22 protein-coding genes are annotated in these 22,764 nt (G+C 70.7%); 13 read left to right on the top strand and 9 right to left on the bottom strand.

Annotated features, from left to right (window positions below):
* Positions 1–103: 103 nt before the first annotated feature.
* The 3 genes from HUT10_RS42095 (at position 104) to HUT10_RS42085 (ending at position 2,482) form a co-directional block, all read left to right on the top strand.
* Positions 104–1,069, top strand: a complete 966-nt coding sequence (locus HUT10_RS42095; RefSeq protein ID WP_176176293.1) for a heme A synthase — start codon at positions 104–106, stop codon at positions 1,067–1,069.
* A gap of 63 nt (positions 1,070–1,132) precedes the next feature.
* The gene (locus tag HUT10_RS42090) at positions 1,133–2,062 is read left to right on the top strand and encodes an acyl-CoA desaturase (protein ID WP_176176292.1); all 930 of its coding nucleotides are present in this window, start codon (positions 1,133–1,135) and stop codon (positions 2,060–2,062) included.
* Positions 2,063–2,161: 99 nt separating this feature from the next.
* Positions 2,162–2,482, top strand: a complete 321-nt coding sequence (locus tag HUT10_RS42085; protein WP_176176291.1) for a hypothetical protein — start codon at positions 2,162–2,164, stop codon at positions 2,480–2,482.
* 50 nt (positions 2,483–2,532) lie between these two features.
* Here the strand turns inward: HUT10_RS42085 and HUT10_RS42080 are convergent, their stop codons facing one another.
* Complete coding sequence (locus tag HUT10_RS42080; protein WP_176176290.1) at positions 2,533–3,735, bottom strand: hypothetical protein; 1,203 nt, start codon at positions 3,733–3,735, stop codon at positions 2,533–2,535.
* A 182-nt stretch (positions 3,736–3,917) separates the two neighbouring features.
* On the opposite strand from HUT10_RS42080, the gene HUT10_RS42075 reads away from it, so the two are divergent.
* Positions 3,918–4,109, top strand: coding sequence for a hypothetical protein (locus tag HUT10_RS42075; RefSeq protein ID WP_176169282.1), 192 nt, complete (start codon positions 3,918–3,920; stop codon positions 4,107–4,109).
* On the opposite strand, the gene HUT10_RS42070 is transcribed toward HUT10_RS42075, so the two are convergent.
* Positions 4,110–4,970, bottom strand: coding sequence for a RimK family alpha-L-glutamate ligase (locus HUT10_RS42070; protein WP_176176289.1), 861 nt, complete (start codon positions 4,968–4,970; stop codon positions 4,110–4,112).
* Positions 4,967–5,275, bottom strand: coding sequence for a hypothetical protein (locus HUT10_RS42065; protein ID WP_176178294.1), 309 nt, complete (start codon positions 5,273–5,275; stop codon positions 4,967–4,969). Before HUT10_RS42065 ends, HUT10_RS42070 begins: the two co-directional genes overlap by 4 nt.
* A gap of 86 nt (positions 5,276–5,361) precedes the next feature.
* Here HUT10_RS42065 and HUT10_RS42060 point away from each other — a divergent pair, with 86 nt between their 5' ends.
* The gene (locus tag HUT10_RS42060; protein ID WP_176176288.1) at positions 5,362–6,330 is read left to right on the top strand and encodes a quinone oxidoreductase; all 969 of its coding nucleotides are present in this window, start codon (positions 5,362–5,364) and stop codon (positions 6,328–6,330) included.
* 51 nt (positions 6,331–6,381) lie between these two features.
* Here HUT10_RS42060 and HUT10_RS42055 read toward each other — a convergent pair whose 3' ends face one another.
* Genes HUT10_RS42055 through HUT10_RS42035 form a run of 5 tightly spaced genes read right to left on the bottom strand, consistent with a single transcriptional unit; the run spans position 6,382 to position 11,327 of the window.
* The gene (locus tag HUT10_RS42055; RefSeq protein ID WP_176176287.1) at positions 6,382–6,942 is read right to left on the bottom strand and encodes an FKBP-type peptidyl-prolyl cis-trans isomerase; all 561 of its coding nucleotides are present in this window, start codon (positions 6,940–6,942) and stop codon (positions 6,382–6,384) included.
* A 10-nt stretch (positions 6,943–6,952) separates the two neighbouring features.
* On the bottom strand, positions 6,953–9,190 hold the full coding sequence (locus HUT10_RS42050) for an AAA family ATPase (RefSeq protein ID WP_176176286.1): 2,238 nt from the start codon (positions 9,188–9,190) through the stop codon (positions 6,953–6,955).
* Positions 9,191–9,250: 60 nt separating this feature from the next.
* Positions 9,251–9,862, bottom strand: coding sequence for a hypothetical protein (locus HUT10_RS42045; protein ID WP_254897257.1), 612 nt, complete (start codon positions 9,860–9,862; stop codon positions 9,251–9,253).
* On the bottom strand, positions 9,859–10,305 hold the full coding sequence (locus HUT10_RS42040; protein WP_176176285.1) for a hypothetical protein: 447 nt from the start codon (positions 10,303–10,305) through the stop codon (positions 9,859–9,861). Before HUT10_RS42040 ends, HUT10_RS42045 begins: the two co-directional genes overlap by 4 nt.
* A 41-nt stretch (positions 10,306–10,346) precedes the next feature.
* Complete coding sequence (locus tag HUT10_RS42035; protein ID WP_176176284.1) at positions 10,347–11,327, bottom strand: heme o synthase; 981 nt, start codon at positions 11,325–11,327, stop codon at positions 10,347–10,349.
* 283 nt (positions 11,328–11,610) lie between these two features.
* Between HUT10_RS42035 and tkt the strand changes: the two genes are divergently transcribed.
* The 7 genes from tkt (at position 11,611) to HUT10_RS42000 (ending at position 20,638) form a co-directional block, all read left to right on the top strand.
* The gene (gene tkt, locus HUT10_RS42030) at positions 11,611–13,722 is read left to right on the top strand and encodes a transketolase (RefSeq protein WP_176176283.1); all 2,112 of its coding nucleotides are present in this window, start codon (positions 11,611–11,613) and stop codon (positions 13,720–13,722) included.
* Positions 13,723–13,736: 14 nt separating this feature from the next.
* The gene (tal, locus tag HUT10_RS42025; protein WP_176176282.1) at positions 13,737–14,849 is read left to right on the top strand and encodes a transaldolase; all 1,113 of its coding nucleotides are present in this window, start codon (positions 13,737–13,739) and stop codon (positions 14,847–14,849) included.
* 8 nt (positions 14,850–14,857) lie between these two features.
* Complete coding sequence (locus HUT10_RS42020) at positions 14,858–16,480, top strand: glucose-6-phosphate isomerase (RefSeq protein WP_176176281.1); 1,623 nt, start codon at positions 14,858–14,860, stop codon at positions 16,478–16,480.
* Entirely contained in the window at positions 16,477–18,000 is a 1,524-nt protein-coding gene (zwf, locus tag HUT10_RS42015; RefSeq protein ID WP_176176280.1) for a glucose-6-phosphate dehydrogenase, read from the top strand. Before HUT10_RS42020 ends, zwf begins: the two co-directional genes overlap by 4 nt.
* A complete protein-coding gene (gene opcA, locus HUT10_RS42010; RefSeq protein WP_176176279.1) occupies positions 17,997–19,004 on the top strand; it encodes a glucose-6-phosphate dehydrogenase assembly protein OpcA in 1,008 nt (335 codons plus the stop codon). The genes zwf and opcA overlap by 4 nt, the downstream gene beginning before the upstream one ends.
* Entirely contained in the window at positions 19,001–19,780 is a 780-nt protein-coding gene (gene pgl / locus HUT10_RS42005) for a 6-phosphogluconolactonase (RefSeq protein WP_176176278.1), read from the top strand. Before opcA ends, pgl begins: the two co-directional genes overlap by 4 nt.
* A gap of 81 nt (positions 19,781–19,861) precedes the next feature.
* Positions 19,862–20,638: an SDR family oxidoreductase gene (locus tag HUT10_RS42000; RefSeq protein ID WP_176176277.1), complete on the top strand. Its 777-nt coding sequence runs from the start codon at positions 19,862–19,864 to the stop codon at positions 20,636–20,638.
* Between the two features lie 282 nt (positions 20,639–20,920).
* Here the strand turns inward: HUT10_RS42000 and HUT10_RS41995 are convergent, their stop codons facing one another.
* Positions 20,921–21,481 (bottom strand): TetR/AcrR family transcriptional regulator, encoded by a 561-nt coding sequence (locus tag HUT10_RS41995; protein ID WP_176176276.1) that lies wholly within the window; start codon positions 21,479–21,481, stop codon positions 20,921–20,923.
* Positions 21,482–21,551: 70 nt separating this feature from the next.
* Here HUT10_RS41995 and HUT10_RS41990 point away from each other — a divergent pair, with 70 nt between their 5' ends.
* Entirely contained in the window at positions 21,552–22,649 is a 1,098-nt protein-coding gene (locus HUT10_RS41990) for an NAD(P)/FAD-dependent oxidoreductase (protein WP_176176275.1), read from the top strand.
* Positions 22,650–22,764 lie beyond the last annotated feature (115 nt).

Raw genomic sequence — 22,764 nt, 5'->3', positions numbered from 1 at the left:
CAACCCGACGCGCCGCTCAACGGTCAACAACGTCCATGGTCACTACATCTAGGCGCCGGGACCTGCCGGAAGCGTGATTTCCGCGCGCTCTACCATCGATGCCGTGCCGTTCACCAGCCTCGTCGCCCGCCTGCCGTTTCCCTCCGCCGCCGTGCAGCGGGCCGTCGGGATCGCCGCCGTCGTCGCGCAGGCGCTGATCGGCGTCACCGGGTCCATCGTCCGCGTCACCGGGTCCGGGCTCGGCTGCCCGACCTGGCCGCAGTGCGTGGCCGGCAGCCTGGTGCCTAAGCACGACTCCGGGATCGACGCGCTCAACCAGTGGATCGAGTTCGGCAACCGGCTGCTGACCTTCGTCGTCGTCCTGGTCGCCGCCGTCGCGGTCATCACGGCGTGGCGCGTGCAGATCGACCACCCGGAGCGCAAGCGCCTGGTCAAGCTGGCCTGGACGATGCCCGGCGGCGTCGTGCTGCAGGCCGTCGTCGGCGGCCTCACGGTGCTCGCGAAGCTGGAGTGGTGGACGGTCGCGATCCACTTCCTCGCGACGACCCCGCTCGTCTGGCTGGCCGTCCTGCTGCTGCGCGCGTTCCGCGAAGGCGACGAGCCCCCGCGCCTGCTGGTCCCGCCGGCCGGCCGCACGATCCTGGTCCTGCTCGCCGCCGTGATGTGGCTGGTGCTGGCGGCGGGCACCACGGTGACCGGCGCGGGCCCGCACAGCGGTGACATCAACACCCACCGGCTCGACGCCCCGGTGGAGGCGCTGGCCCAGGTCCACGGCGGACTGCTGGTGCTCTACCTGCTGCTGCTGGCGGTGTTCGGCCTGCAGCTGCTGCGCATCGGCGCCCCGAAGGGCCTCTGGCGGCGCTACACGGTGGTCTGGGTGGTCGCCGTCGCGCAGGGCGGGCTCGGTTCGCTGCAGTACGCGCTGGGCGTGCCGGAGGCGATGGTGTCGTTCCACGTGCTGGGCGCGATGGCGGTCATCATCGCGACGGCGTCGCTGTGGACGGGCAGCCGCGACCGCGGCCCGGTGACGTCGCTGACGGCGGCGCCGAAGGAGCTCACGGCCGCCTGACGGCTACGCGGCCTTAACTCCGCGTCGGCGTGGCCGTCCGGTGCGTGAGCTACTGTTCGCGCCATGACGTCGCGCACCGCGCCCAAGCCGCTCATCTCCCACCGCCGCGGCACCGGCGAGATGATCGTGCTCAAGACCTTCCTGCTGGTGCCGTTCGCGGCGCTCCTGATCGCGGTCCCCCTGGTGTGGGGCTGGGGCATGACGTGGATCGATCTGGTCCTCGCGGCGGGGTTCTACGTGTTCGCCACGCTCGGCGTGACGGTCGGTTTCCACCGTTACTTCACCCACGGCGCGTTCAAGGCGTCCCGGCCGCTGCGGGTGGTGCTGGCGATCGCGGGCAGCATGGCGGTCCAGGGTTCGGTGATCTTCTGGGTGGCGAGCCACCGCCGCCACCACGCCTTCGCCGACCGAGAGGGCGACCCGCACTCGCCGTGGCTGTTCGGCACATCCCCGTCGGCACTGCTGCGCGGCTTCTGGCACGCGCACATGGGGTGGATGTTCGGCCGCGAGGTGACGAACGCGGACCGGTTCGCCCCGGATCTGGTGGCGGACGCGGACGTGCGCTGGGTGAACCGGTACTTCTGGCTGTGGATCACGTTGAGCTTGGCCCTGCCGGCGGTGCTGGGCGGGCTGATTTCGTGGTCCTGGTGGGGCGTGGTGACGGCGTTCTTCTGGGCGGGGCTGGTGCGGATCGCGTTCCTGCACCACGTGACGTGGTCGGTGAATTCGGTGTGCCACCTGATCGGGGAGAGGCCGTTCGCCAGCCGCGACAAGGCGGCGAACTTCTGGCCGTTGGCGTTGTTGTCGATGGGTGAGTCTTGGCACAACTCGCACCACGCTGATCCGACGTGCGCTCGGCATGGGGTGTTGCGGGGGCAGGTGGATGTTTCGGCTCGGGTGATCTGGGCGTTCGAGCGGTTCGGGTGGGCGAAGGACGTGCGGTGGCCGCGGATGGATCGGTTGGCCGCGAAGCGGGCGCAGGCAAGAGCTTAGCCATAGAGATCGCCAGAAACATCTTAATGCAGCGCCGCTGACACGAATGAGAGGCGGAGCTCTCGATCGTGTCGACCACCCCACCTCTAGCGTGAGCCCATGTATAAAAAATTCAGCCGCTGGTTGAAAAAAAGGAAAATAGGTGCGGCGGCTTTTGCGCTGGTCCTATCAGCGATAGCGGCAATCCTCTCGCCGAATCCCGCCAATGCAGCACCCACACCAGCGGTAGCGACCTACGCGGCACCAGCGAAATCGGCGCAGACATTCGCGACTTCGGTCCCCAAGCTAGCACCCATCAAGACACCGACCATCGCGTCGCCTGTCCCCCTTCCCAAGGGCGCACCGAGCGAGGCCAAGCCGATCCGGGACACCACCAATCCGGTCGAACCACGTGGTGGCGGCGGCAACACCGGTAACTGATCAACTCACTACAGACAACGGAACCTCGTAACTAGGGTGAATCACTTTGGTTACGAGGGCTTCCACCGGAATGCGATCCCGTAGGTCTCTCGCGGGTGACACCCTTCGATAAAGGTGTGCCGCACAAATCCATCTTCGACGGGCAGCAAGTGCGGGTCACCATCAGGAGGTCGGCACCTCCGTTCGTATTCAGTCTGCTCTGCGTACCACCAGCAAGCCTCGGGTATGCATTTCTCGTCGAAGGCGATCTGCATCGTCAGACCGGCGATCGGCCTGCCATCCCGAGCGCACATGCCGGGTGCAATACCGTGGTGATCGACGTCGACGTTGATCCACTCACGCTGCTCGGCCAGTTCGCCGTCGAGCGCCTCCGACACGAAGGTGTACCGCTCGCCCCGGCGAAGCGGCCTGCGGAAGCGCAGACAGACCTGCACAGGGTCACCAGGATGCACTCCGGGTGAAGTGACCAGCCGACACGCCCACAGAGCCGTCACCGGGATCTCTTCCGGCTCGTGTGACCAGCCGGTCAGTGCGTGCACGTGATAGCCGTCGACGCCGTCCTCGCAGGCGACTATGTCACGCTCGGTTATCCGGCGCCGGGCCGTTTTGCGGTGCATCACCACCGTGACGATCATGCGTTCCACGAATACCGGCTGCGCTCCCTTGGAGGCTGCCCGCGCCCGCCAGCCGACGCGCTGCTCGCTCGCGACCTGCCGCACCGCGCGCCCGATGTCGATGTAGAACCGCCAGCCCGGCTCGTCCAGCGAAGCCAATTTCTCCGCGAGGCACCCGGCCAGGTCACCGACAGCCCGCCGCCAGGCCTTGTGCATCGGGGTGGTCGTGCTGGGCGGCGGATCGCCGAAGACACCGCGCAGCCGCATCAACTGCTTGAAACGATCGTCCAGCGTCGGCTTCCAAGTGGTCTCGCCGGGGGCCGGCGGGATCCGGAACGCCGCCATCAGCGTGTTGCGGCGACGGGAATCCCCCGCGGAGCCGAGCTTGCCGATCTCGTCGGCGATCAGCCCCAGCACGGCGAACGCGCGCGATTCAGGCTGCTCGGCGGACAACACCGCTGCCGGCGCCACCAGAGACTGGAGCGTGGCGGCTGACATGCTTCCCGGTTCTTCGATCGCGTAGCGGAGAAACCGGAGGGGCTCCCCCTCTTTGCGGGTCGCCAGCCAACGCAGAGCGTCTTCGACCTCCGCGGGTGAAGCCACCTCGGCGACGCGCTCTCGGTCCGTCGGGATGGTCACGGCATCCTCCACCGACAATGATCGACAATTCCCCGGCAAGCCCGGACAACGGCGAACTGAGCATCGGCAGCCGTTCGACGACGAGAAACTCGCCCCGAAAACAAAAGATCATTTCCGGTCCGACCAGCCACCGGTCACCATTGCCCTAGGCGTACTAGTACACCATCAAGAGGGGTAGAACAATGGCCAAGGACGTCGACGGCAGATCAGGAACGCCGTCGCCCCGGCGGGACGACGGCCGCGGTTTGCGTGAATTGATCAAAGCCGGCTTCGCCGGGATCGGCGGCCTCTACATGGTCACCGGCTCGCTGGCCGTAACCGCCATGGGCGCGGTCGTCGCGGTGGTTCTGGTCGCCGTTCAGGCCAGCCGGTGACTACGCCAGCTGCTGCCGCACCGCCGAGGCGAACCTCACCGGGGCCTCCGGGTCCGCCTGCCGGAACCCCAGCGACGGCTCCGTCAGCTCCAGCTCCAGCAGCAACGGCTTCCCATCCACCCCGCGCACCAGATCCACCCGCGCGTACAACAGCTCAGCCCGCAGAATCCCCAACAACGCCGAAGCCGCATCGAGGACATCCTCAGCCAGCGCCACCGCATCAGCCGGCGGCGAAGCCGGGGCCAGCTTCTCCGTCAGGTACAGCCCCGAAGGATCCATTGTGGACCCCAGCATCGCACCCTTCGTGAACGCGTGGGAGTAAATACCCCCGACGTACACCAGAGCCAGCTCACCCGAGGCGTCCACACTGGACTGGTACGGCTGGATCAACGCCGTGTGTCCCTCGGTGTGCAGCGCCGCCACGTGCTCGGAAGCGTCAGAGCCCCCGGCGAACCGGGCCGCTCCGCGGGACCCCGCCCCCACCGACGGCTTCACCACGAACTCCGACGACGGAAACGCAGGCTCAGAACCCGGTGGGACGAGCGATGTCGGCACCACCGCCACACCCGCGTCCGACAGCTCCACCAGGTACGACTTGTCCGTGTTCCACCGCACCACGTCACCGGAGTTGAACAGCGACGGCACCGACGAACACCACGACAGGAACTCCGAGCGACGGGACGCGTAATCCCAGGTCGCCCGCAGGATCACCGCGTCCGCCGAAGCAAAGTCGAACGACGAATCCCACGGTGCCCACGACACCGAAAAGCCCAGCGAAGACAACGCCGGCAGCAGCACGTCGTCGTCGCCGTCGCCCGACGGGAGCTCGGCGCAGCTGACCAGGACCGCCGTGGGGCTCACTTGCCCGCCATCTTGCGGCGGTGCTCCGGGCCGATCTTCGTCGCCCGCACCGTCTCCGCGTCCCACGTCGCCGGGGTCAGGTCCTCGGTCGCCTCGACCAGCGCCTCGCCCGTGGCCACCGAGGGCACCACCACGTCGCCGAGGGCCCCGTCGGCTCCGACCAGGACCACCCGGGCGCCCGCGCGGCCGATGTTCTCCACCACCGCTCGGGACGGCTTGCCGTGCGCCTTCACGAACTTGCGGGCCGCGGCCAGCTGCGCGCCGGACGGCGGGACGACGGTCTCTTCGTTTTCAGCCACGGACAGCACGATAACCAAGAACCGGCCGGAACGCGGAACAGCGTGGCCTCGGCCATAGTTGCACCGGGAGAACCGCGACCCGAGGAGGACCCATGCCCACCGCAGTGCAGGTGACGAAGACCGGCGGCCCGGAAGTGCTCGAACCGGCCGAAGTGGACGTCCGCGCCCCGGGGGCCGGCGAACTGCTGGTCGACGTCGCCGCGGCCGGGGTCAACTACATCGACACCTACCAGCGCCAGGGCATCTACCCGATGGAGCTGCCGTTCGTGCCCGGCCTGGAAGGCGCCGGCACCGTCGTCGAAGCGGGCGCGGACACCGGCTTCGCGCCCGGCGACCGGGTCGCCTGGCAGGGGTCGATCGGCAGCTACGCGGCCCGGAAGCTCCTCCCGGCGTCGGTCGCGGTGCGGGTTCCCGAAGGCGTCTCGCTCGAGACCGCCGCCGCGACCATGCTGCAGGGCATCACCGCGCACTACCTGGTCGCGTCCACCTTCGAGGTCAAGCCGGGCCACGACGTGCTGGTGCACGCGGCCGCCGGCGGGGTCGGCCTGCTCCTGGTGCAGCTGGCGAAGGCGCGCGGCGCCCGGGTGATCGGCACCGTGTCGACCGAGGAGAAGGCGAAGCTCGCCCGCGAAGCCGGCGCCGACGAGGTCATCCGGTACGACCGGGACGACTTCGCCAAGCTCACCCGCGAGCTGACGGACGGCGAAGGCGTCGACGTCGTCTACGACGGCGTCGGCAAGGACACCGTCGACGGCAGCCTGGCCAGCCTGAAGGTCCGCGGCCTGCTCGCGCTCTTCGGCGCCGCCAGCGGCCCGGTGCCGCCCCTGGACCCGCAGCGCCTCAACTCCGGCGGCTCGCTCTACCTGACCCGCCCGACGTCCGTGCACTACACACGCACGCGCGAGGAGATCGACTGGCGGTCGAAGGAGCTGTTCGACGCCATCCTCGCGGGCGAGCTCACCGTCCGCATCGGCGGCACCTACCCGCTGGCCGACGCCCGCAAGGCCCACGAGGACCTGCAGGGCCGCCGCACCACCGGCAAGGTGCTGCTCATCCCCTGACACGCGCGAAGGCCGCCCGGAGCATCTCCGGGCGGCCTCCTTCCGCGCTCGTCAGGCCGCGCCGACCGCCACCGCGTCGGTGACGAACACCAGCGTCTCGTTCGGCTTGATGCCGTTGCCGCCCTCGCGGTAGGCGAGGTCCGGCGGGATGATCAGCAGCCGGCGGCCGCCCTGCTTGATGCCCGTCAGGCCCTGGTCCCAGCCCGGGATGACCTCGCCCGCGCCCAGGTTCAGGTCGAACGTCTTGCCGCGGTCGAAGGAGCTGTCCAGCTTCTGCTTGTCCGACCAGGTCACCAGCAGGTAGTTCATGCTGAGCTTCTGCCCGGCCTTGGCCGGCTCGCCGGTGCCATCGGACAGGTCCTTCGTGATCAGCTTCTTCGGCGGGTCGCAGTCGTCCGGGATGGTGATCGTCGGCACCTCGCCGAACTTGCCCGTCGTCTTGACGTCGTCCGCGGTGCACTCGCGGCCCTTGCTCTGGGGCGCCTGAGCGGCGGTCGACGACGGGACCTGCGGTCCCGCCGGGGCGGCCGTCTGGGTCTTGTCCTGCTGTCCGCACGCGGCCAGCGACAGCGCCGCCGCGGCGACGACCACGATCTTCCCGATGTTCTGCATGCCGGGCACCCTAGCCAAGCACGGAGAGTGCCGGCACCTCGTCACCGGTCCGGACCACGCCGAGCCGCCGGGTCGCCCGCGTCAGGGCCACGTACAGGTCGTTGAGCCCCCGCGGCGAGCCCGCGACGACCTCGTCCGGCGCGACCAGCACCACCGAGTCGAACTCCAGGCCCTTCGACCGCTCGACCGTCAGCACGCTCAGCCGTTCGTCGTGCGAGCCGAGCAGCGCCGACACCTCGGCGAACCGGCCGGCGGGCACCAGCACCGCCACCGTGCCGCCGTCCACTTCGGACAGCTCGCGGGTCACCAGGCCGGGCAGCTCCGCCTCGAGGGACACCGGGCGCACCGACCACGGCGGCACCCCGGTCTCCCGCACCGACGACGGCGCCGACAGCTCCGGCGACACCTCGGCGAGCACCCGCGCCGCGGCCGCCATGATCTCGGCAGGCGTGCGGTAGTTCACGGTCAGCTGCTCCAGCCGCCAGCGGTCCTCGACGTACGGCGAGAGCACCTCGCCCCACGACCGCGCCCCGCCCGCCGCGCCGGTCTGGGCGACGTCCCCGACCAGCGTCATCGACCGGTTCGGCGTGCGCCGCATCAGCAGCCGCCAGTCCATGGCCGAGAGCTCCTGGGCCTCGTCGACGATCACGTGCCCGAACGTCCAGGTCCGGTCCTGCGCGGCCCGCTGGGCGGCGGTCAGCTCGCTGCGCTCCTGCTGGCGTTCGGCGAACAGCTCGGCGTCGAGGACGTCGGAGACGCGCAGCAGTTCCTCGTCGATGATCTCTTCGTCCTGCTCGAGGATGTCGAGCACGCCCTCGGCGTACGCGCGTTCCTCGCGCTCACGGCGTTTGCGCTCGACGCGGGCCTCGGTGTCGTCGACGCCGATCAGCTCCGCCAGCTCGTCGAGCAGCGGCACGTCGGCCGGGGTCCAGCGGGCGTCCCGGCCGCTCTCCAGGAGGGCGCGCTCTTCGGGCGAAAGGAGCTTGCGGGCGGCGCTGTCGAGCCGTTCGCGGTCGGCGAACAGGTCGTCCAGCACGCCTTCCGGGCTCAGCACGGGCCACAGGGAATCCAGCGCGGCGGCGACCTGGTCGTCGGCGGCCAGCTCGGCGCGGATGTCGGCCAGGTCCTGCCCGTCCAGCAGGTCCTCCCCCAGCTTGCGGGCGGCCTGGCGGGTCAGCGCGTCGAGCACGTCGGAGACGAACAGGCGCCGCGCCGGGTTGTGCGGGCGCCGCGACCGGCGGGCGCGGGTGCGGGCGTCGGTGCACGTCTTGCGGTCCAGCCGCAGGACGTCGTGCTCGTACTCGATCTCCAGCACCGGCTCGGGCACGCGCTGGCGGTCGCGGACGGCGTTGGCCAGCACCTCCGCCATCACCAGCCGGCCCTTGACCTCGGTGGTCGCGCGGGGTTCCGTGCCGTCGGCGTCCAGGCCGGGGTAGAGCCGGCCGATGGTGGCGAGCAGCACGCCGGTCTCGCCCAGCGACGGCAGCACCTGGCCGATGTAGCGCAGGAACGTGCTGTTCGGGCCGACGACGAGCACGCCGCGGGTGGTGAGCTGCTGGCGGTGCGTGTAGAGCAGGTAGGCCGCGCGGTGCAGCGCCACGGCGGTCTTGCCCGTGCCGGGGCCGCCCTGCACGACCATGACGCCGCCGAGCGGGGCGCGGATGATGCGGTCCTGCTCGGCCTGGATGGTCGCGACGATGTCGCTCATCTCGCCGGTGCGCCGCTGCTCCAGCGCGGCCAGCAGCGCGGCTTCGCCGGCCAGGCCGAGGTCCTGGCCCTGGTCGGCGGCGGTGAGGTCGAGGATTTCGTCGTCGAACCCGGTGACCTTGCGGCTCAGCGACCGCAGGTGCCGTCGCCGCCGCACCCCTTCGGGTGACGCGGCGGTGGCCAGGTAGAACGGCCGCGCGACCGGCGCCCGCCAGTCGACCAGCAGCGGCCGGTAGTCGTCGTCTTCGTCGAACAGCCCGAGCCTGCCGATGTAGGTGGTCTCCTCGGCGCTCTCGGGGAGGAAGTCGAGCCGCCCGAAGGCGAGGCCCTGCTCGACCGAGCCGAGCTGGGCCAGCCGGTCGGTGTAGAGGGTGGTGGCGACGTCCCGCTCGGTGCGGGCCTGCGGGGTGCCGCCGGTCTGCCGCAGCGTCTCGTCGAGGCGGCGCTGGGCGTCGAGGCGCTCGGCGTCGAGCTTCGCGTAGAGGGTGGTGACGTACGCCTGCTCGCGGGCGAGCTCGGCGGAAAAGTCGTCCGAAGACAAGGATCCTGCTTTCGCCTCAAGGAAAAGAGCCAACGAAGTGTAACGGCGCCCGGCGCGCGATCATTCCGTCCGCAGGTCGCAGTAGGGGAAGACCTCGGCACCCGCGGCGGCCCCGGGCAGCACCCGCTCCCCCGGCGCGCACGACACGCTCGCCGCCGGCAGCTGCTCGCCCCCGGTGAGTCGCCCGTCCGAGGCGCGGAACAGCACCGCGGCGCCGCGGCTGGTCAGCGGACGGCAGTTGCCGGAGCGGTAGCGGACCCCGCCGGGGACGACGTCGGCGGTCACCGGGGTGAAACCGCCGAGCGCCTCGGGTGCGATCCAGATCACCGGACCGACCGCGGGGTGGTCGAGCGCGACACCGCTCCGCCCGCCGGGCAGGAGGACGGGGACCTCGACGGTCCGGGAGCCGGACGTCACCGTGATCCGGTAGGCGGCGAGGGTGCTGGTGTTCTCCAGCACCGCGGCACCCGGGCCCTGCTCGGCGACGCGGACGGCACCGCCGTCGGGGGCGGGCCCGGGGACGGCGGTGATCCGCTTCGGGATGGTGCATCCGCCGGTGAGCAGGGACTCGTCCAGTGCCGGGAGGTTCCCGCGGCCGAGGAGGACCAGCAGGCCCAGGACGACGACCGCGGTGGCCCCGACTCCGACTTTCCCGAGCAGCCGGTTTCTCACGGGATTGCGGTTTTCGAACTCGCGACGCGGTGGAGGTCGCCGGGCCGGCCGTAGTACGAGCCCTCGACGACGGAGATCACGATGTGCGCGTCCGGCTGCCAGTACGCGCGCAGCTCGCCGGCTTCCGCCGGGTAGGGCACCTCGCGCAGTGGCACACCCCGGTCGGCGAGGAGCCCGCTGACCTCGGCGAACGTCACCAGGCCGGGAAAGTCGCCGTAGCGCTCGCGGATCAGCCGGTTGACCAGCCCGGGCTCGGCGTACCGAAGGCGGTGGGCCTGCACCGAGAAGTGGGTCCCCGCCCAGCGCCCCTCGGTCCGCTCCCAGAAGAACTCGACCAAGCCGTGGTCGCGCGCCAGGAAGTGCTTCGACCGGTTGTCGCCGTAGTCGTCGCCGAGCAGTTCCACCACCTGCTCGGGTGACCAGGTGGGGTCGGCACCCAGCACGGTGCCGGACTCGATGACGTCGGCGAAGAAGCCCGCCGGGCTCAGAACGGCAGGCCGAGGGTCGGCAGGCCGATCGCCGAGTCGACGGCCAAGGCCACGAACACGATCATCAGGTACGTGTTCGACCGGTGGAACAGGGCCATCGGCTTGGTCTCCTCGCCGCGCCGCACCGCCGCCTGCAGGCTGTGTGCGTAGAAGAGGAACCAGCCGCCCGCGAGGATCGCGAACGTGCCGTACAGCCACGACGTCACCGGGAGCAGCAGCAGCGTCCAGGCCACCATCACCCACGAGTAGATGACGATCTGGCGGGCGACGTGCTGGGCGGTGGCGACCACCGGCAGCATCGGGACGCCGGCCCGCTCGTAGTCCTCGCGGTACTTCATGCCCAGCGCCCACGTGTGCGGGGGCGTCCAGAAGAAGATCACGCCGAACATCACGAACGCCGGCCACTGCACGGTGCCGGTGACGGCCGCCCAGCCGATGACCACCGGCATGCAGCCCGCCGCGCCGCCCCAGACCACGTTCTGCGACGTGCGCCGCTTGAGGCCGAGCGTGTAGACGAAGATGTAGAACAGGATCGTCGCCACGGCCAGCAGGGCCGAGAGCAGGTTCACCGTGAAGTAGAGCACGACGAACGAGGCGACCCCCAGCACCAGGCCGAAGACCAGCGCGCCGCGGCGGGGCACCGAGTCCTTGACCAGCGGGCGGCGCTTCGTGCGGTTCATCACCTTGTCGATGTCCGCGTCGATCACGCAGTTGAGCGCGTTCGCGCTGCCGGCGGCCATCGTCCCGCCCACCAGCGTGGCCAGCACCAGCCACGGCGAGGGGATCTGACGGCCGGCGAGGAACATCGCCGGGATGGTGGTCACCAGGAGGAGCTCGATGACCCGGGGCTTCGCGAGCGCCGCGTAGGCGCCGACGACCCGGCGGAGGCTTCGCCGGTCACCGTGCGGTCGCTCACCGGTCGGGTGCACGGCGCTGGTGTCTTCACTGCGTCCGTGCGCAGCGTTCACCGGCGACATTTCACTCCCTGCGTCAGGTTCGGGCGGGACCAGTCCGGGTAGCCGAAGAACCAGCCCTACTGAACCCTCGAACGATGTTAGACGTGGTGAATCCCGTGGGTGATCGCGGGTCCTCGACCGGCCGAAGCACTAGGCTGGCCGCGACGGGCCGCGATTGCCCCTGCGCATGGCCGCGAGCAGGAATATCGTCCCTTCGGGATCGATTGAGATAGGTAGCCGCGCGCACGGGTAACCGGAACGAGGAAGACCAGCCGCAACCATCATGACCGGGAGTTGGAGTTCAGTGTCCGAAACCGCCACTACCAGCGAGAACAACCCACTCCTCCGGCGCAACACGCCCGCCGACTGGACCGACACCGACACCCGCGCCGTGGACACCGTCCGGGTGCTCGCCGCCGACGCGGTGGAAAACTGTGGCAGCGGACACCCCGGCACCGCGATGAGCCTGGCGCCGCTGGCCTACACGCTGTTCCAGCGCACGCTGCGCCACGACCCGAACGACCAGCACTGGCCCGGGCGCGACCGCTTCATCCTGTCGGCCGGCCACTCGAGCCTCACGCTCTACATCCAGCTGTTCCTCGCCGGCTATGGCCTCGAGCTCGAGGACCTCAAGCAGCTGCGCAAGTGGGGCTCGAAGACCCCGGGTCACCCGGAGTACCGCCACACCGACGGCGTCGAGACCACCACCGGCCCGCTGGGCCAGGGCCTGGCCAACGCCGTGGGCATGGCGATGGCCGCCCGCCGCGAGCGCGGCCTGCTCGACCCGGACGCCGCGCCCGGCGAGAGCATCTTCGACCACCACATCTACGTGATCGCCTCCGACGGCGACATCGAAGAGGGCGTCACCTCCGAGGCCTCGTCCATCGCGGGCCGCCAGGAGCTGGGCAACCTGATCGTCTTCTACGACGACAACAAGATCTCGATCGAGGACGACACCAACATCGCGCTGTCCGAGGACACCGTGAAGCGCTACGAGGCCTACGGGTGGCACACCCAGGTCGTCGAGGGCGGCGAGGACGTCGTCGCGATCGAGGAGGCCATCAAGGCCGCCAAGGCCGAGACGCAGCGGCCGTCGTTCATCGCGCTGCGGACCGTCATCGGCTACCCGGCCCCGAAGAAGATGGGCACCGGCAAGGCGCACGGCGCCGCGCTGGGCGCCGAAGAGGTCGCCGCGGTCAAGGAGATCCTCGGCTTCGACCCGAACCAGTCGTTCGTGGTCGAGGACGACGTGCTCAAGCACACCCGCCAGGCGCTCGAGCGCGGCAAGGCCGCCCACGCCGAGTGGCAGGAGAAGTTCGAGGCCTGGGGCAAGGCCAACCCGGAGCGCAAGAAGCTGGCCGACCGGCTGGCCACCCGCACGCTGCCGGAGGGCTTCGCCGACAACCTGCCGCACTGGGAGCCGGACGCCAAGGGCATCGCGACCCGCAAGGCCTCCGGTGAGGTGCTCAACGCCCTCGCCGAGCCGCTGCCGGAGCTGTGGGGCGGGTCGGCCGACCTGGCCGAGAGCAACAACACGACGATGAAGGGCGCCGACTCGTTCGGTCCCGAGAAGGCCGCCACCGAGATGTGGCAGGCCAACCCGTACGGCCGGACGCTGCACTTCGGCGTCCGCGAGCACGCCATGGGCTCGATCCTCAACGGGATCGCGCTGCACGGCGGCACCCGCCCGTACGGCGCGACGTTCCTCATCTTCTCCGACTACATGCGCCCGCCGGTCCGGCTGGCCGCGCTGATGAAGGCGCCGGTCACCTACGTCTGGACGCACGACTCGATCGGTCTCGGCGAGGACGGGCCGACGCACCAGCCGATCGAGCAGCTCTCCGCGCTGCGCGCGATCCCGGGCCTCAACGTCGTCCGCCCGGCGGACGCCAACGAGACCGCGTACGCGTGGAAGGCCGTCCTGGAGGACATCCACCACCCGTCCGGCCTGGCGCTGACCCGCCAGAACGTGCCGGTGCTCGAGGGCACCAGCGCCGAGGGCGTGGCGAAGGGCGGATACGTCCTGGCTGACGTGGATGACACTGCCGGCACCCCGGATGTAATCCTCATCGCCACCGGCTCCGAGGTCCAGCTGGCGGTCGAGGCCAAGAAGACCCTGGACGCCGACGGCGTCAAGGCGCGCGTCGTGTCCATGCCGTGCGTCGAGTGGTTCGACGCGCAGGACGCGGCCTACCGCGAATCCGTCATCCCGGCCGGTGTGAAGGCCCGCGTGTCCGTCGAGGCGGGCATCGCCCAGTCGTGGCACCGCTTCACCGGTGACGCCGGGGTGAACGTTTCGATCGAGCACTTCGGCGCCTCCGCCGATGCCGCCACACTGTTCCGTGAGTTCGGGTTCACCGCGGAAGCAGTCGTCGAGGCCGCCCGTCGCTCGATCCAGAACACCAAGAATTCCTGAAGGGGATGACAGTAATGAGCAACGACAAGCTCGCCGCGTTGTCCGAAGCCGGTGTCTCGATCTGGCTCGACGACCTTTCGCGTGAACGCCTGAACACCGGCAACCTGGCCGCCCTGATCCGCGACAAGCACGTCGTCGGCGTGACGACCAACCCGACGATCTTCGCCAACGCGATGTCGAAGGGCGACGCCTACGACGAGCGGACGCGGGAGCTCGCCGCCCAGGGCGCCGACGTCGAGGCGACCATCCGCGACCTGACCACGACCGACGTGCGCAACGCCGCGGACCTGTTCCGCGACGTCTACACCGCCACGAGCGGGGTCGACGGCCGCGTGTCGATCGAGGTCGACCCGCGCCTGGCCAAGGACTCCGACAAGACGGTCGTCGAGGCGCAGGACCTGTGGAAGACCGTGGACCGGCCGAACGTGCTGATCAAGATCCCGGCCACCGAAGAGGGCCTGCCCGCCATCACGAAGACACTGGCCGAGGGCATCAGCGTCAACGTCACGCTGATCTTCTCCGTCGAGCGGTACAAGAAGGTCATCGAGGCCTACTTCGCCGGCCTGGAGCAGGCGAAGGCCAACGGCCACGACCTGCGCGGCATCCACTCGGTGGCGTCGTTCTTCGTCTCGCGCGTGGACACCGAGATCGACAAGCGCCTGGAGGCCATCGGCACCGACGAGGCACTGGCCCTGCGCGGCAAGGCCGCCGTCGCCAACGCCCGCCTCGCCTACGCGGCCTTCCAGGAGCTGTCCGGCACCGACCGCTGGAAGGCCCTCGCGGCCGACGGCGCCAACGCGCAGCGCCCGCTCTGGGCCTCGACCGGCGTGAAGAACCCGGACTACTCCCCCACCCTCTACGTCGACCAGCTCGTCGTGAAGGACACCGTCAACACGATGCCGGAGAAGACCCTCGACGCGGTCGCCGAGCACGCCGAGATCACCGGTGACCAGGTCACCGGCCGCGCCGCCGAGGCGCAGGAGGTCTTCGACAAGCTCGAGGCCGTCGGCATCGACATCCGCGACGTGTTCCTCGTGCTGGAGAACGAGGGCGTCGAGAAGTTCGAGAAGTCGTGGACCGAGCTCCTGGAGACCGTCAACGGGCAGCTCGAGCAGGCGAAGGGCTGACGCACGACATGACGACAGGGGAAACGACCGGCGTCGAGATCGTGGACGCCGCACTGGCGGAGCGCGCCGCTCCGCTGGCCGAGCAGCTGGTCAAGGACCAGGTCGCCTCGAAGCTGGCGGCGCAGGACGCGACGCTCTGGGGACCGGACGCCGAATCCGAGGCGTCGATCCGGCTGTCGTGGACGACGCTGCACAAGTCGTCGCGGCCGCTGATCGGCGAGATCGAGCAGCTGCGGACCGAGCTGCGCGGTGAGGGCGTCGACCGCGTGGTGCTGGCCGGCATGGGCGGCTCGTCGCTGGCGCCGGAGGTGATCACCGCGACCGACGGCGTCGCGCTGACCGTCCTCGACACCACCGACCCGGGCCAGGTCGCCGACGCGCTCGCCGGCGACCTCGAGCGCACGGTGATCGTGGTGTCGTCGAAGTCGGGCGGCACCGTCGAGACCGACAGCCACCGGCGCATCTTCGCGAAAGCGTTCGCCGACGCGGGGATCGACGCGGCCCGGCGGATCGTGGTCGTCACCGACCCGGGCTCGCCGTTCCAGGAACTGTCCGAAAAGGAGGGTTACCGCAAGACCTTCCTCGCCGACCCACACGTCGGCGGCCGCTACTCGGCGCTGACCGCGTTCGGGCTGGTCCCGGCAGGCCTGGCCGGTGCGGACGTCGCCCGGCTGCTCGACCAGGCCGCTTCGGTGGCCGAGCAGCTCGCCGCGGACTCGGCGGACAACCCGGCGGTCAAGCTGGCCGCCGCCTGGGCCGCCGCGCACGAGGCCGGCGCCGAGAAGGTCGTCCTCGCCGACACCGGTTCCGGCATCAAGGGCTTCCCGGACTGGGCCGAGCAGCTCATCGCGGAATCCACCGGCAAGCAGGGCACCGGTCTCCTGCCGGTTGCGGTCGAGGGCGCGGAGGCGCCCGGCTTCGTGGACGCGAAGTCCGATGCCACGCCCACCGCGGTCGGCGGCCCGCAGGGTGCGGCGAAGATCTCCGTCACCGGCTCGCTCGGCGCGCAGTTCCTGCTGTGGGAGTTCGCGACCGCGCTGGCCGGCCGGCTGCTCGGGATCAACCCGTTCGACCAGCCGGACGTGGAAGCCGCGAAGAAGGCGGCCCGCGCACTGCTGGACGACCCGGAGAAGCTGAAGGGCGGCGAGGAGCCGTCCAACGTGGACGGTCCGGTCGAGATCTTCGGCAGCGACGGGGTCTCCACCGAGGGCAGCCTGACCGACGTGCTGCGCGCGTTCTTCGCTTCGGCGCCGGAAGCGGGCTACATCGCGGTGCAGGCGTACCTCGACCGGCTCGAAGACGCGTCGACGGCGGTGCTGCGCGGCGAAATCGCCAAGCGCACCGGGCTGCAGACGACGTTCGGCTGGGGCCCGCGGTTCCTGCACTCCACCGGCCAGTACCACAAGGGCGGGCACCAGAACGGCGTGTTCCTGCAGCTCACCGGCGCCGTCGAGCAGGACCTCGACGTGCCGGACCGGCCGTACACGCTGGGGCAGCTGCAGCACGCCCAGGCCCTCGGCGACGGCCAGGTGCTGGCCGAGCACGGCCGCCCGGTGCTGCGCCTGCACCTGACCGACCGGGCCGCGGGCCTTGCGGCCGTCGCCCGCGCGGTACAGGAGGTTTCCGCATGACGTGGAAGAACCCGCTGCGCGATCCGCGGGACAAGCGGCTCCCGCGGATCGCCGGGCCCTCCAGCCTGGTGATCTTCGGGGTCACCGGTGACCTGGCCCGCAAGAAGCTGATGCCCGCCATCTACGACCTGGCCAACCGCGGGCTGCTGCCCGCGGGCTTCTCGCTCGTCGGGTTCGCCCGCCGCGACTGGGAGCACCAGGACTTCGGCGAGCTCGTGCACGACTCGGTCAAGGAGCACGCGCGGACACCGTTCAAGGAGTCGGTGTGGAACCGGCTCGCCGAAGGCATCCGGTTCGTCCAGGGCACCTTCGACGACGACGAAGCCTTCGACCGGCTCGCGAAGACCATCCGCGACCTCGACGCCGAACGCGGCACCGGCGGCAACACCGCGTTCTACCTGTCGATCCCGCCCGGCGCGTTCCCGGTGGTGACCAAGCAGCTGGCCCGCTCCGGGCTGGCGAACGCCGACGAGAACACCTGGCGGCGCGTGGTCATCGAGAAGCCCTTCGGGCACGACCTGAAGAGCGCCGAAGAGCTGAACGCGATCGTCAACGACGTCTTCCCCGAGGAGTCGGTGTTCCGCATCGACCACTACCTCGGCAAGGAGACGGTGCAGAACATCCTGGCGCTGCGCTTCGCCAACCAGCTGTTCGAGCCGATCTGGAACGCCAACTACGTCGACCACGTGCAGATCACCATGGCCGAGGACATCGGCCTCGGCGGCCGCGCGGGGTACTACGACGGCATCGGCGCGGCCCGCGACGTCATCCAGAACCACCTGCTGCAACTGCTCGCCTTCACCGCGATGGAGGAGCCGCTGTCGTTCGAGCCGCGGGCCCTGCGCGCGGAGAAGATCAAGGTGCTCTCGGGCACCAAACCGGTCGAGCCGTTCGACAAGACCACCGCGCGCGGTCAGTACGCGGGCGGCTGGCAGGGCGGCATGAAGGTGCCCGGCCTGCTGCAGGAAGAGGGCTTCGCGAAGGACTCGAAGACCGAGACCTACGCCGCGGTGACCCTCGAAGTGCAGAGCCGCCGCTGGGCCGGGGTGCCGTTCTACCTGCGCACCGGCAAGCGGCTCGGCCGCCGCGTCACCGAGATCGCCGTGGTGTTCAAGCGGGCGCCGCACCTGCCGTTCGACTCGACCTCGACCGAGGAGCTCGGCCAGAACGCCCTGGTCATCCGGGTCCAGCCGGACGAGGGCATCACGCTGCGGTTCGGCTCGAAGGTGCCGGGGACCACGATGGAGGTCCGCGACGTCACGATGGACTTCGGGTACGGGCACGCGTTCACCGAGTCCTCCCCGGAGGCCTACGAGCGGCTGATCCTGGACGTCCTGCTCGGCGAGCCGTCGCTGTTCCCGGTGAACGAAGAGGTCGAGCTCTCCTGGAAGATCCTCGACCCGATCCTGGAGCACTGGGCGAAGGAAGGCGCGCCGGAGCAGTACCCGCCGGGTACCTGGGGCCCGCGGTCCGCCGACGAAATGCTGGAGCGCACCGGCCGGAAATGGAGGCGCCCGTGATCATCGACCTGCCGTCCACCACGACTTCGGCACTCAACAAGAAGCTGGTGGAGATCCGCGAACAGGGCGGGCAAGTCGCGCTCGGGCGGGTGCTGACGCTGGTGATCGTGGCCGACGACGACGCCAAGCTCGAGGAAGCCATCGAGGCGGCCAACGGCGCGAGCCGCGAGCACCCGTCGCGGGTGATCGTGGTGGCCAAGGGCGCCCGCACGGCGGCCCCGCGCATCGACGGCCAGATCCGGGTCGGCGGCGACGCCGGCGCGAGCGAGGTCATCGTGCTGCGCCTGTACGGCCCGCTGGCCGGCCAGGGGCAGAGTGCCGTGGTGCCGCTGCTGCTGCCGGACGCGCCGATCGTGTGCTGGTGGCCCGGTGCCGGCCCGAAGGACCCGGACAAGGACCCGCTCGGCGAGCTGGCCCAGCGCCGGATCACCGACTCGGCCGCGGAGAAGAGCCCGGTCAAGGCGCTGACCACGCGGGCGAAGGCGTACACCGAAGGTGACACCGACCTGGCCTGGACGCGCCTGACGCACTGGCGCGCCCAGCTCGTCTCGGCCCTGGACCTGCCGCCGTACGAGAAGATCACCGGCGCGACGGTGACCGGCGAGGCCGACTCGCCGTCGACCGAGCTGCTGGCCGCCTGGCTGGCCGAGTACCTGAAGGTGCCGGTCAAGCGGGTCAAGAGCTCGGGCGCGGCGGGGATCATCTCGGTGCGGCTCGACCGGAAGTCGGGCCCGGTGGAACTGCACCGCCCGGACGGCCGGGTGGGCACGCTGACCCAGCCGGGCCAGCCGACCCGCCGGATCGCCCTGCAGCGGCGCAGCACGCAGGACTGCCTGGTCGAGGAGCTGCGCCGGCTCGACCCGGACGAGGTCTACGAAGCGGCCCTGCACGGCCTTGGCAAGATCACGTCGGGCTCGAACGGCAAGCCGGGGACGCCGCCGAAGGCGGACGTGACGTCCCCGGCCGCGGCGGCGGGCTCGGCTGCTTCGGGTGCCGCCAAATGAGCAAGACGGAAGTCGTCGTCTACGCGAACCAGGACCTCCTGGCGGCCGCGGCGGCGGCCCGCCTGGTGACCCGGCTGGTGGACGTCCAGGCGGCCAAGGGTTCGGCCTCGGTCGTGCTGACCGGCGGCGGCACCGGGATCGCGGTGCTGTCGGAGCTGCGCGCCTCCTCGGCCCGTGACGCGATCGACTGGTCCCGGCTGGACGTCTACTGGGGCGACGAGCGGTTCGTGCCGGCGGATTCGGACGAGCGGAACGAGAAGCAGGCCCGCGAGGCGCTGCTGGACCACGTCCCGCTGGACCCGAAGCGCGTCCACCCGATGGCCGCGTCGGACGGCGAGTTCGGGTCCGATGTGGACGCAGCGGCGGCGGCTTATGCCTCGGTGCTGGCGTCCCAGGCCGGGCCGGAAGACCACGGTGACGTCCCGTCGTTCGACATCATGTTGCTGGGCCTCGGCGGTGAAGGGCACACGGCCTCGGTCTTCCCCGAGTCCCCGGCGGTGTACGAGACGGACCGGACGGTGGTGGCGGTGCGCAACTGCCCCAAGCCGCCGCCGACCCGGATTTCGTTGACGCTGCCGGCGATCCGGCGGGCGCGGGACGTGTGGCTGATGACGGCCGGTGAGGCGAAGGCCGACGCGGTGGCGCTGGCGTTGGCCGGAGCCGGGGAAGTCCAGCTGCCGGTGGCCGGGGCCCGCGGGCACCGGCGGACGTTGTGGCTGCTGGACCGGGCCGCGGCGGGGAAGCTGACGAAGGTGTACCAGCCGCCGACGGCGTGAGTTTCGTGTCGGCTCGGTGAAGGCCCTCTGCCTCGGCAGGGGGCCTTCACTCGTTTCGCCGGTTAGGGTCGAGGTGTGGAGATGGCGGGCCGGGTGGCGGTGGTGACCGGCGTCAGCCGCCGGGCGGGGATCGGTTTCGCGGTGGCCGAGGAGCTGCTGGCCGCGGGGGCTTCGGTGCTGGTGCATTCGTGGTCCCCGCACGACGCGGAGCAGCCGTGGGGCACCGATCCGGCGGGCGACGCCGGAATCGTGGAACTGCTCGGAGGAGCCGGGCCCCGCCTCCAGCACATCGCGGCCGACTTCGCCGACCCCGAAGCGCCCGCACGGGTGGTGGCGGCCGCGGTGGCGGCGTTCGGTGCGGTCGACGTCGTGGTCGCCAACCACGCCCGGAGTTCGAACCAGGGGTTGGCGGAGGTCACGGCGGCCGAGCTGGACCTGACGTGGGCGGTGAACGCCCGCGCGAGTGTCCTGCTGACCCAGTCGTACGCCGCCGCCCACGACGACACGCGACCGGGCGGGCGGGTCATCCTGTTCACCTCCGGACAGCACCTGGCGCCGATGAGCGACGAGCTGCCGTACGCGATCAGCAAGGGTGCGGTCCACCAGATGACGCTCAGCTTGTCCGACGCGCTGGTGGACCGGGGGATCACGGTGAACGCGCTCAACCCGGGGCCGGTCGACACGGGGTGGGCGGAGCCGGATCTCGCGGAACGCGTCGGACGTGCGCTGCCGGCGGGGCGGTGGTGCAGCCCGCGCGAGGTGGCGCGTTTGGTGAGGTGGCTGGCGTCGGAGGAGAGCCGGTGGATCACCGGGCAGGTGATCAACGCCGAGGGCGGGTTCCGCCGCTGGGTGATGTGAGGGCACCGGGCGGGGGCATCGCGCTGCCACTGGCTGCTTCGCCGCCCCACGACCACAAGTCAGGCTCGCAGCCACCACTCCGCCGCCGCCCGAAGCCTGCCAAGTCGCCGGGCGCCGGCAACGCCGCGGCAAGCGCCTCACCACCGGCCGCCGGCCACGGGTCGGCTCGCAGCCGCCTCACCGGCGCAGCCACCCACCTCGCTCACCGCACGAGCGCATCCTGCAGCGGGCGCCTTGCCACCGGCCCACAGGTCACCTCGCAGCCGGTCCCGCCGCGGTGAGCTACTCCGTCCGCCAGCCTCGCTGCAGGCGGGCGAAGATCTCCTCCGCCGCCCTGCGGGGGTGCTCGTGGGCCAGGATCAGCTCGCGCGACGCCAGTGCGAACCGGGCCAGTGCCGCGCACGCCACGTCGTCCTCCGGCGCCCCCATCTCCTGCGCGATCGCCCTGGCCAGCGCCTTCTCGTGGCGCATCCACATCCGCCTCGCGTAGTCGCGCAGCGGTGGCTCGCTCTCGATCAAGTGCAGGAATTCGTCGCTCGGGCCCTTCTTCACCGAGCGCAGGAGGTGCTCGCGCAGCGCGTCGACCACCGAGAACCCCGGCGGCCGCCCGACGACCGCCGTGATCAGGGCCGCCTCGACGTCCTCGTCCTGGTCGAACACCAGGGCTTCCTTGCTCGGGAAGTACTTGAACAGCGTCGTCACCGAGACATCCGCCGCGTCCGCGATCTCCTTCACCCCGACCTGGTCGTAGCCGCGCTGGAGGAACAGCTCGAGCGCGGCGTCGGCGAGGGCTTTGCGGGTCTGCGCCTTCTTGCGCTCGCGGCGTCCGATCACTTCCGTCATGCACCAAAGTCTAACTCACTTCAAAAGTTGAGTCATTGCACTTTCTGAGTGACTGTGCTTTCTTAGTGACATGACCTTTCCCCGTATCGCGATCGCCGGCGCCGGTCTCGGCGGGCTCGCCTGTGCGCGCGTCCTGCAGCTCCACGGCCTCGACGTCACCGTCTTCGAGCAGGAAGCCGCGGCCGGCGCCCGGCCGCAGGGCGGCACCCTCGACATCCACGCCGACACCGGCCAGGTCGCCCTCCGCACCGCGGGCCTGCACGACCGGTTCCGCGCCCTGGCCCGCCCCGAGGGCCAGCAGATGCGCGGCCTCGACCCGCACACCGCCGAAGCCGTCCTGGACGAACTCCCCGCCGAAGGCGACGACTCCCGGCCCGAGATCGACCGCGGCCAGCTCCGCGGCATCCTGCTGGACGTCCTCTCCCCCGGCACCGTCCAGTGGGGACGCCCGGTCGCCGACGTCACCGAGGCCGGCCGGCTCACGTTCGCCGACGGCACGTCCGCGGAGTTCGACCTGATCGTCGGCGCGGACGGCGCGTGGTCCCGCGTCCGGCGCGCCCTCACCGACGTCCGCCCCGAGTACAGCGGCGTCACCTTCGTCGAGTTCGGCCTCGACGACGCCGACCGCCGCCACCCGGCACTGGCCGCGCTGACCGGCCGGGGGTCGATGATGACGAAGGCCGGCGGCAAGGCGCTCTTCGCCCAGCGCACCAGCACCGGCCACATCCGCTGCTACGCGACCTTCTACGCGCCCGAGGACTGGGCCGCAGGCCTCGACTTCGCCGTCGCGGACGCGGTGCGCGACCACCTCCTCGAGCGCTACGCCGGCTGGCACCCCGACCTGCTCGCGTACGTGCGCGAGCACGACGGCGGGTTCACGCACCGGCCGCTGCACGTCCTGCCGGTCCCCCACGCCTGGACCACCACGCCCCGGCTCACCCTCCTCGGCGACGCCGCGCACCTGATGCCACCGCTCGGCGTCGGCGCGAACCTCGCCCTCCTCGACGGCACCGAACTGGCGACCGCGCTGGCCACGGCGAACAGCGTCGAAGAAGCGGTCCGGCGGTACGAAGCCGGCATGCTGCCGCGGTCGATCGAGACGGCGAAAGCCTGCGCGTCCGGGCTGCACGGCCTGCTGAGCGACGACCTCCGCTCGATGGCCGCCTGAGAACTTCCGCCGGACGACCACACGTGGGTAACATGATTCCCACGATGTGGTCGTCCAGGTGCACGCTGGGAGACAGAGCTCCCACCCTGGGTAGCACCGTGGGGCGGCTATCCCC

Source organism: Amycolatopsis sp. Hca4, from assembly GCF_013364075.1.
In the GTDB taxonomy this organism is placed as follows: domain Bacteria; phylum Actinomycetota; class Actinomycetes; order Mycobacteriales; family Pseudonocardiaceae; genus Amycolatopsis.
Note: the sequence above shows the minus strand (reverse complement) of the source record. Positions and strands in the feature narration are given on the sequence as shown.